Here is a 9470-nt window from a genome sequence, read left to right on the forward strand (position 1 = left end):
CCGAGCCTCCGGCAGGCGGCCGCGACCGCCGCCGGGTCGCGGACCTTGGCCTGGATCGTGACGATCCGGGACACGAATCCTCCTCTCGGTGCCCATGATTCGGAGTCGCCGAGACGACCGGCGTAGGCTAGACCTCTCCCGGGGTCTATGACGCGATTGCGGCGAGTGATCAGCGGACCGAAGGTACGCGCGGCGTAGTCTCTCCGCTCAGGCGGCTCGCTCGGATTTGGAGTCGTCCGCTCCGATGGTCGACCTCGGACGGCGTCTCGAACGAACCCGCCGCGAGGCTGCTCCCGGGGGGCGGGGGGCCGTCGCGACCTGATGCGGCGACGGACCGCGGCGATGACCATCGGCCATGGATCGTGAAGGAACGGCGGCGCGCGGACCGAAGGGCGGCGACGCCGTCGAGCCCGCGAGCGAGAGGACCTCTGTTGGGGCGGGGCGGGCGTGAGGACGTCGCTCGTCGCCCCGATCTCGTCGCGGGCGGCTCGAACATTCCGTCCGGAAGCGGCCGGTCGCGAACGAGGCTCCCGCGAGCCGAACCGCGACGACTCGGAGGCGGGGCAGTCGGGCCTACCCGGCCTCACGCCGCGACTCACGGGCCCGGGCGGGCGCCGCGCCCCCGACGACCTTGACGATGGGCTCGCGACGATCGGAGCCTATCTGCCCGGGCGAACGTCGCCGACCTTTCAGCTTGGAGCCACTCCGCCGGCGGAAGCGGCGGCCTTCTTCGGACCGACGCCGGACTCGGCAAGGGGAGGTCGTGTTCACCGAGCGGCTTCGGCCTTCCACGCGGGAGAGCGGAATGAATATCTCCCCGAGCCGACGCTGTAGATCGCGAAGCCGGATTCGAAGCGCTCGAAACGGACGCCGGGGGATTGGCCGGCGAGATTGCCGCCTTCCGTGACGGCGGCGGAGTCCGACGAAGCGACGTGGATCGTCGCCGTCGTGTTCGGGGGGACGACCATCGTCCAGTCGAATACGCCGCGATCGAGCTTCCAATCGCTCTCGATGGGCCCGTAGAGCGACTCGTGCCGGGCGTGGACCGACGTCAGGTCGCCCACGGGCCAGGCCCGCAGGACGACGTGCTTGAAGCCGGGCCGAGAAGGGTCATAGTTGATCCCTCCGAGTGTCTGGTAGAGCCATGCTTCGAGGTTGCCGGAGAGGATCTTCTGGCTCTCGCCGTTCATCCCCCCGTCCTGCGTATCGGTGTCCCACCGCTCCCAGCTCGTCGTCGCCCCCTTCGAAACCATGTATCCCCAGCTCGGCCGGGTCGTGCGGGTCGCCACGTGGTAGGCCACGTCCGCGCGGCCCTCGTTGGTCAGCACCTGCATGAACCACTGCATCCCGACCAGCCCGACCGACGTGTGGCCCTCCTTCGCCACCATGATCTCGTCGACGAAGTTTGCGACGACTGCCCGTCGATGCTCTTCGGGGACGAGGCCGAACGCCAGGGGGAGCGTGTAGGACGCCTGCGTGCGGCTCTCATAAGTATTGGTTTCCGGGTCGAAGAAGCGGGCGTTGAAGCCGGACTTCGTCCTTTCGGCCATGATCTCGAAGCGTTCGGCGTCCTGGGGCTTCGCCAGAATCCGGGCGGCGCGGGCGAGGATCCGGCAGTTGTTGAAGTAGTAGGCCGACGAGATGAGCGGCCGGCTGGTGACGCGCTTGTCGGCGGCGTCCTTGATCCAGGTGCCGTCCACCCAGTCGCCAAAATTGCAGTAGTCGACCGTGCCGTCGGCCTTCAGATACGCCTTCTCATGGAAGAGGACCCAGCGCTTCATGCACTCGTAATTGTCGGCGAGCGGACGCGGATCGCCGTAGAAGTCGTGGTACCAATCCGGGATCACCGTGACGACGCTGGGCCAGACGATGTCCTTCGAGTTGAAGGTCCAGTAGGGCGGAAGGATCTCTTGGAGGCTCCCATCGTCCCCCTGATGGGCGCGGTAGTTGTGGAGGAAGTGGTCGTAGAATCGGGCGACGTTGAAGGCGTACGCCTCGCTCTCGGACGTCTTGGCCGGGTGGCCCGACCAGGGCATCCGCTCGTCGCGGTCCGGCTCCATGGGCACGCTCCGGTTCTGCATCCGGGTGCCCCAACGGGCGTTCGAGTAGATCCGGTTGATCAGAGGATTGGAGCAGGCGAACTCGCCGACGGGCTCCATGTCGGTGTGGGTGACCAGGCCCTCGAAGTTCGAGGCCGTCGGCGTCCCCGGGAAGCCCTCGACCTGGACGAACCGCGTGGCGTTCCCCTTGAACCGGGGGCTCCAGGTCTCGACCCCCCGGCCCTTCAGCGTGTAGACGTCGGTGTTCAGCGCGCTGCGGTCGTTGGCCGCATTGAGCAGGCCGTCGGGCGTCACGTTGAAGGACGTATGCAACGAGACCCGGGCCCCGGCGGGCCCCGACGCCTTGAGCCGGACCGTCCCGTAGTAGGCCTGGCCGAAATCCACCACGAACACTCCCGGCCTCGGATTGGCGAGGGCGACCGGCTTGAGGACCTCCGTGACGCGGATTGGCTCGACCATCTGGGCTTCGAGAGCCCCGCCGGGGGACTCCACGAGGTCGGCCTTCCGCCACCGCGAGTCGTCGAAGCCGGGGCTCGACCAGCCGGGCATCTCGAGGCGAGCGTCGTACTCCTCGCCGTCGAATTCGCTGCTCGCGCGGATCGGGCCCTCGGTTGTCAATCGCCATTGGTCGTCGCTGACGACCTCTTCGACGGAGCCGTCCTCGTACTCGATCCGGAGCTGGAGGAGCAGTTTAGGATAGCCGTACGTGTGCATCGGCACGGGGTCGTTGACCCGAGGGGCGAAGAAGCGGCCGTTCGCGAGGACGACCCCGAGCGCGTTACGGCCCCTCTTGACGCGATCGCCGACCTCGAAGGTGACGTAGCAGAGCCGGCGGTCGTAGCCGGTGAGCGCGGGGTTCATGAGCTGATCGCCGACGAGCTGCCCGTTCACTTCCAGGTCGAAGAAGCCGAGGCCGCAGACAGTCGCGGTCGCTCTCCGCACGTCGCGGGTCGCGTCGAACTCGCGTCGCAGCATCCTCGCGGGGAGGCGTCGATGTTCCGACCCGCCGATCGGGCCCCACGGGGACGCGCCGAGCTTTCCGGATTCCACGGCGAGCGCCCATCCGGAATCGTCGAACGCGGCCAGCCGCCACCCCTCGGCCTCCACTTCGCCGCATCGCCAGGCCGCGTCGGTGGGGGTGAGCAGCGGCTCGCCGTCCTCGAACTCCACGCGGAGGAGCCCGATCAGGCCCGCGGGATTCCGTTCGGGACCGACATTGGGGGACTCGGCGTTGACGGCGGCCACGGCGATCGCGTTAACCCCCGGCCGGAGCGACGACGTCACGTCGATCGTCCTGATCGACGCCCAGCCTGCGCCTCGCCCGGCGGGCTCCCCGTTGACGAAGGCCGTGAACGAGTCGTCCGCGGCGGTCGTCAGGGTCGCCCTCCGGAGTCGACGCCCCTCGGGCAGGATGAACTTCCTGCGGAAGTACCGAGGCCCGATCGGCGCGCCGACCGACGCGGGGCGAGGTCCGGGATGCCAGATCCAGGCCGCATCTCCGAATGTCGCGCCCGGGCCTTCGGTCGCGTCGCCGCCGTCGAATCCGATCCATCGTCCCTTCCAGTCTCGCGCGTCGAGGACTCCCATCGTCCAGCGGCCGGGGGCGCTCCATTCGGAAGCCTCGCCGTCCTGGTCCCAGACCCGGACCGACCAATGACACTCGTCATGCGAGGCGAGCGGCGCGCCCCCGTACGGGATGTGCAACGAGCGATCCGTCGAGGTCTTGCCGCTGTCCCACAGGCACGGCTCGCCCTCGCGCAGCCCCCCCTCCGTGCGGGCGACGCGGATTTGATACGCCGTTTGCACCAGGCCGCGAGAGTCGGGGGCGAGGGCCGTCGAACGCCAGCTCAGGCGGGGCGCCCGATCGTCGATCCCCAGGGGATTCGCCAGATACTCGCAGCGGAGGTCTTCGACGCGAAGCGAGGCGCCTTCGGCGACGGTCGCGAATCCGATGAGGAGGGCGGTGGCGAGGCGACGCAGCATGGGAGGGTACCTCGACGGTGGGGATGTCGACCTGACGCAAGAAGGTTCATCCGAGGCGTGCACGGATGTGGTCGCGCAAGAGGATAGATTCCGAGAGGTTGTCCACTTCGTTGCAATGCTCCCAGTCGATCCAAACGTATTCAACGCCGACGTACCCGGAGTAGCCAACCTGCTTCATCACGTCGACGACGCGATGGTAGTCGATCGTGTTGTCCTTGAAACAAGCCTGCAGCCGCCCGGGCCGGGCGCATCGGGCGTGGAAATGGCTGGCGAGCGCGATGAGCGGCTCGACCTCGGCGTCCGGCCGCCCGTCGCGCGTGAAATGGGTGTAGTCGAGCGTCAGCGTCAGGCCGGGGACCGAGCGGACCAGCTCGGCCGCCGCGGCGGGGGTGGGGACGATCGAGCCGACGTGCGCCTCGATCGCGAACACGACGCCTCGCGCCGCGGCGGCCTCGCATCGCCAGGCCAGCTCGTCGCAGCATCGCCGCCAGGATTCCGTGGGCGGCTCCTCTTCGTCGAACGTCACGCCCGGGAGGGCCGTGACGTGTCCGGCGCCGCACACATTCGCGAACTCCAGGGTCCGCTCGAACCAGTCGCGCCCGAGCCTGCGCCGCGCCGGGTCGGGATGGTTGGGGGCGAACGAGGTGAAGTCCGGCGCGGTCTGCAGGAAGACGTCGGCCGCCTCGAGCCCCCGGTCGCGGAGGCGTCCGGCGAGGGCCCGGGCCGACCCGCGAGGGTCCTCGAAGGCCCTCGACGGCCAGAGGTGCGAGCGTCCTTCGAACAGGCCGACGTCGACCCCCTGGAACTCCAGGAGCGCGATCAGGTCGAGGACCTTGTCGTGCGCGAGCAGGGGGAACGTGAAGTCCGCACAGGCCAGCTTCAGGGTCATCGGATCCTCCGCGGCGGTCGATTCAGGCGGGGTCCCACTCGGCGGCGGCGAGGTAGCCGCCGTCCACGACCAAGGACGTGCCGGTCACCCCGGTCGAGTCCTCGCAGCTCAGGTAGAGGACCGCCCGGGCGACGTCCTCGGGCGTCAGCGCCCTCCCCAGGGGGACGCGTCGGAGCCGGTTCGCGAGGGCGGCTTCCGGGTCGCCGCCGCTCCCGAGATGATGCCGGAGCATGGGGGTGTCGGTGATCCCCGGGCAGACGCAGTTGCAACGCAGGCCGATCGAGGCGTAGTCCAGGGCGATCGACCGGGTCAGCCCCAGGACCGCCGACTTCGAGGCCGTGTAGGCGGGCGTCGCGGCCTGGCCGACGAGGCTGCTGATCGAGCCGACGTTCACGACGTAGCTCCGCGCGTTTCGTCGCAGGTGGGCGAGGCCGTGCTTGACCGAGAAGTAGATGCTCTTGAGGTTGGTCCCCATCAGCCGGTCCCAGGCGTCCTCGCCGTACTCGTGCAGGGGGCCGACGTGGACGACCCCCGCGCAGTTGACGACGACGTCCAGGCCGCCGAACTCGGCGACGGCCCCCTCGATCGAGTCGCGGACGGCCGAATCCGAGGCGACATCGGCGGGCCACGCGAGGGCGCGGCCGCCGGCCTCCGCGATCGACCGACGCACCGACTCGAGGCGGCCTCGATCGAGGTCCAACAGCGCGACGTTCGCCCCCTCGGCGGCGAACAGCCGAGCGACGCCCTCGCCGATCCCCGAGGCGGCCCCGCTGATCCAGGCCGTCCGTCCTTCCAGTCTCCGACCCATGGCGCGGCCTCCTCAAGCCGGAAGATCGCCCCGACGGGGACGCAGCCGCTCCCACTTCTCCCGGAACCCGGCGCGGTCGAGGACCTCGGGATTCACCACCCCGCGAGGCGTCCGGCCCATCGCCAGGTCGACCATCCCCCCGCACGCCGCCCGGCCGATGTCGCGGAACAGCTCGTCGGTCCAGGCGATGCAGTGCGGCGCGAGCAGCACGTTCTCCAGCCGGCCGAAACGATGCGGACGGACGACCGGCTCCTCGGCGAAGCAGTCAAGGGCCGCGCCCGCGATCCGGCCGTTCGCGAGCGCGTCGTAGAGGGCGTCCTCGTCGACGATGCCGCCGCGCGCCGTGTTGATCAGGTAGGCGTCGGGCCGCATCAGGGCGATCTCGCGGGGGCCGATCAGCCCTCGCGTCTCCCGGTTCAGGGGGCAGTGGATGGAAACGTAGTCGGCCTCTCGCAGCAGCTCGTCCAGGCCGACGGATCGCACGCCGGCCTCCTCGGCCGCCGCCGGGGCGAGGAACGGGTCGAAGGCCATGGGCGGATTCATGCCGAACCCGCGGAGCAGTTGCACGGTGGCGCGGCCGATGCCGCCGAAACCGACCGCGCCGAACGTACGCCCGCGCAGCTCGCGGCCCATGTACTTCGAGCGCTCGTCCCAGCGGCCGGTCCGGACGAGGTCGTCCTTGATCCGGAGGTTGTGGCCGAGCGCGATCATCCAGCCCACCGTCGCCTCGGCGACCGGGCGGTCCACCGCGCCCGCGGTGATGAAGACGACGACGTCGGCGGCGGTGCAGGCGGCGACGTCGACCGCGTCGTACCCGACTCCGAACCGCCCGATCGCCAGCAGGTCGCGGGCGCGCGACACGCTCTCGACGGTCACGGCCGGGGTCAGCACGACGACGCCGTTGGCCCCGGAATCGGCGACCTGGTCGGGGCCGATCGGCGTCCTGGGCTCGGGGAACCTGACCCACTCCACGTCGTCCGACGCGTCGAGGATCGACAGGCCGACGTCGGGATACTTCGTCGAGCCGTCGGGCCCGAAGAAGTCGCCGGTCAGCGCGACGCGAAACCTTCCGAGCGCCCCGCTCATCGGCGGCCTCCCTCGCGCCAGGGGTCGCCCTCGACGGTCGCGCAGAGCTCGTCGACGACGATCCGGACGGGCGACGGCCCGGCGTAGACCCAGATCATGGCCATCGGACCGTCGGACTCGTTGATGAAGTAATGGACGCGGCCCCGCGGCTGGAGGGCCGTCGCCCCGTCGCGCATGGCATGGCGGCGGCCCTCGACGACGCACGTCGCCTCGCCGTCGATGATGCAGATCGACTCGTCGAAGTCGTGGACGTGGGCCGGCAGCCGCCCTCCCGGCTGGAACAGGCCGTATCCTCCGCTCATCTCCAGCCCGGGCATGAGCGTCTCGTTGAAGAAGTCGATGAACGAGGTGTTCGGCCCCGCTTCGAATCGCTCGGCGTCCCGGAAGCGGTTGACGCGCTCCGCGCCGTCCCGGCCGTCGGCCCCGCCGGGCCTCCTCTCGCGGGGAAACGCGTCGTCCACGACCGTGCGGGTCGGATCGTCGCTCGCCAGGGCCATGTGGAGGACGGCGGGCTCGCGGTCCGACGGGTTGCGGACCAGGTGCGCGAGACCTCGGGGGACGACGACGTTGTCGAGCCGCTCAAGGTCGTACTCGCGGCCCTCGACGGCGGCCGTCGCCCGCCCGCTCAGCAGGGTGATCGACTCGGCGAACGGGTGCGTGTGGTAGGAGAGGGACGCCGAGGGGGGGATGGTCACTAATCCGGTGGTCAGGCCGCGCGAACCGTTGTGCGACCCCACGAGGCATTCGAACCGGATGCCGGGCTCGATCTCGACGAATTCGCCCGCGCCGACCGGCGTCGCGACCTCGACGCGGTCGGGACGCATTGATTCCGGGGGGCGGGGGAGGGGGGCCTGCGGCATGGACTAATCCTCGATTCGGAGGCCGGATCGGATCTTGCGGTCCCGGCCGACGGCGGCCAGGGATGCGTGCAGCGAGCGGAGCAGGAGGCCGCCGTCGAGGCCGAGGCCGAGCATTTGGAAGCCTTGCTCGAACCGTTCGGCCAGGTTCGAGTCCCCCGCGGCGACGACCCCGCAGGACTTCCCCGCCTTCCGCACCACGTCCTTCATGGCCTGGATCCGCGCGGCGACCCCGGGCCCTTCCCATTGCCCTCGATAGCCCGCGCTCGCCGAGAAGTCGGCCGGCCCGAAGAAGAAGGTCTCGACCCCGTCGACCCGAGTCATCCGCTCGATCTCGTCGGCCGCGCGGACGGTCTCCAGGATGGGCACGACGAGGACCTGGTCGTTCGCCTCGGCCGTATGCTCGACCAGGCACTCGCCCCATCCGGTCGCCCGCTCGGCCCCGATGCCGCGACACCCCTCGGGCGGATAGCGGGAGTAGGCGACGGCCCGACGCAGCTGGTCCTCGGTCTCGACCCAGGGGATCACCACGCCGTCGGCCCCGAGGTCGAGGGCCCGCTTGATCAGGCCGCGATCCAGTTCCGCCAGCCGGACCAACGCCACCGTCCGGCTGCGGACCGCGGCCCGGAGGTGCGCGACGATGTCGGACCAGTCGAGGTGGCCGTGCTCCGCATCGATCACGACCCAATCGAGGCCGAGCGCGACCGCCATCTCGGTGACGCTCGGCGACTCCATCGTCACCCACAGCCCGTAGACGGCGCGGCCGACGGCGAGGCTCCCTCGGAACTGGGCGATGGCTGAACTGTTCATATCAGAGAATCACGCGTCTCAATTCGGGAGCCGCCTCGCGCTCGATAAGTCGAGCCCCCATGTTAGGGCCTGGTCCACTTGTGGAACAAGTGGATGCCGAGGAGTCGCGTGACGCGGCAGGCCGAGACGCCGATCGGAGGCCCGGCGGCGGAGGTCGCGATCGCCGGCGAGTGGCGCGGCCCTCGGGCGGTCGTCGAGGCGATCGTCGCGCGGGGCCGAGGCGGTGATCCCGTCGCGAAGAGATCGGGAGGTCCAGCGGCCGTACGACCGCGACCGCTCCAGGGGCCGGGGCCTGACCGAGCGATCCCGGCAGGAGGTCGAGCGGCATCGCCTCGCGGAGGCTCGGGATGAGATGACTTCCAGGAACCACCTGGGCTTCGTCCGGGTCGCCTCGATCATGGTGCCGTTGCAGGAGCCCAGGCCGCCGAAGCCAGATCCTGGAGATGCCGAACAAGCAGGTTCTTCTTGGTTAAAGTGACCCACCCCGACGGCCTCGCGGTCGCCGAACAGCATTGGATCCAGATCGAGCCGGCGGCCCGCCCACACAGCCGGGTCGACGTCGAGGCGACGCTGCAGGCAGGCCCGGACGGCGGCCGGGATCCCGAAGGCCGCCCCAGGTCCTCGGGGTCTTGCCGGACCGGGCCAGGCCGCCTGCAAGAAAGCGTACGGCGTGCCGGGCGAGACCTCGCGGATCGCCGCAACACATGCCGGGGTCGGTCGGGACCTCGCCGTGATCGAAGACGTTCGTGTCGGCGTCGCCCAGGAACATGAGCGGCCGGCCGCGGCGACGCGAATCCCTCGGGGTCGACCTTCGTCACCTCGACGCGGGAGCGCCCGCGTCAGGCAGCCTGGTCCTCCACTCGTCCGCCTTCCCCGGTCGTCCCCACGATTCGTAGAGCCGGACGATCCGTTCGCAGGCCTCCGCCACCACATGGCCTTCGGGCGGCGGGATGCGGTCGCCCTGAGCCTGGAGGCCT

At 70.1% G+C, this 9470-nt stretch carries 6 protein-coding genes; all 6 read right to left on the minus strand.

From position 1 onward, the window contains the following. Window positions 1-767 precede the first annotated feature (767 nt). Genes G6O68_RS30855 through G6O68_RS30880 form a run of 6 tightly spaced genes read right to left on the minus strand, consistent with a single transcriptional unit; the run spans window position 768 to window position 8493 of the window. On the minus strand, window positions 768-4043 hold the full coding sequence (locus G6O68_RS30855) for a family 78 glycoside hydrolase catalytic domain (protein WP_165253449.1): 3276 nt from the start codon (window positions 4041-4043) through the stop codon (window positions 768-770). Window positions 4044-4089: 46 nt separating this feature from the next. Continuing rightward, the gene (locus G6O68_RS30860; protein WP_165253451.1) at window positions 4090-4932 is read right to left on the minus strand and encodes a sugar phosphate isomerase/epimerase family protein; all 843 of its coding nucleotides are present in this window, start codon (window positions 4930-4932) and stop codon (window positions 4090-4092) included. Between the two features lie 22 nt (window positions 4933-4954). Continuing rightward, window positions 4955-5740: an SDR family NAD(P)-dependent oxidoreductase gene (locus tag G6O68_RS30865; RefSeq protein WP_165253453.1), complete on the minus strand. Its 786-nt coding sequence runs from the start codon at window positions 5738-5740 to the stop codon at window positions 4955-4957. Between the two features lie 12 nt (window positions 5741-5752). Then, on the minus strand, window positions 5753-6826 hold the full coding sequence (locus G6O68_RS30870; protein WP_165253455.1) for an NAD(P)-dependent oxidoreductase: 1074 nt from the start codon (window positions 6824-6826) through the stop codon (window positions 5753-5755). After that, window positions 6823-7686 carry a cupin domain-containing protein gene (locus tag G6O68_RS30875; protein ID WP_165253457.1) on the minus strand — a complete coding sequence of 288 codons (864 nt, stop codon included), beginning with the start codon at window positions 7684-7686 and terminating at the stop codon, window positions 6823-6825. Before G6O68_RS30875 ends, G6O68_RS30870 begins: the two co-directional genes overlap by 4 nt. Before the next feature lie 3 nt (window positions 7687-7689). Continuing rightward, window positions 7690-8493 (minus strand): HpcH/HpaI aldolase family protein, encoded by an 804-nt coding sequence (locus G6O68_RS30880; RefSeq protein WP_165253459.1) that lies wholly within the window; start codon window positions 8491-8493, stop codon window positions 7690-7692. Window positions 8494-9470: the final 977 nt, after the last annotated feature.

The sequence above is a fragment of the Paludisphaera soli genome (genome assembly GCF_011064595.1).
Classification (GTDB): domain Bacteria; phylum Planctomycetota; class Planctomycetia; order Isosphaerales; family Isosphaeraceae; genus Paludisphaera; species Paludisphaera soli.

What these genes read in the sequence shown, in the direction of transcription:
- G6O68_RS30865 (WP_165253453.1), bottom strand. Translation starts at nt 5,740, where the DNA reads ATGGGTCGGAGACTGGAAGGACGGACGGCCTGGATCAGCGGGGCCGCC.
- G6O68_RS30855 (WP_165253449.1), bottom strand. Translation starts at nt 4,043, where the DNA reads ATGCTGCGTCGCCTCGCCACCGCCCTCCTCATCGGATTCGCGACCGTC.
- G6O68_RS30875 (WP_165253457.1), bottom strand. Translation starts at nt 7,686, where the DNA reads ATGCCGCAGGCCCCCCTCCCCCGCCCCCCGGAATCAATGCGTCCCGAC.
- G6O68_RS30880 (WP_165253459.1), bottom strand. Translation starts at nt 8,493, where the DNA reads ATGAACAGTTCAGCCATCGCCCAGTTCCGAGGGAGCCTCGCCGTCGGC.
- G6O68_RS30870 (WP_165253455.1), bottom strand. Translation starts at nt 6,826, where the DNA reads ATGAGCGGGGCGCTCGGAAGGTTTCGCGTCGCGCTGACCGGCGACTTC.
- G6O68_RS30860 (WP_165253451.1), bottom strand. Translation starts at nt 4,932, where the DNA reads ATGACCCTGAAGCTGGCCTGTGCGGACTTCACGTTCCCCCTGCTCGCG.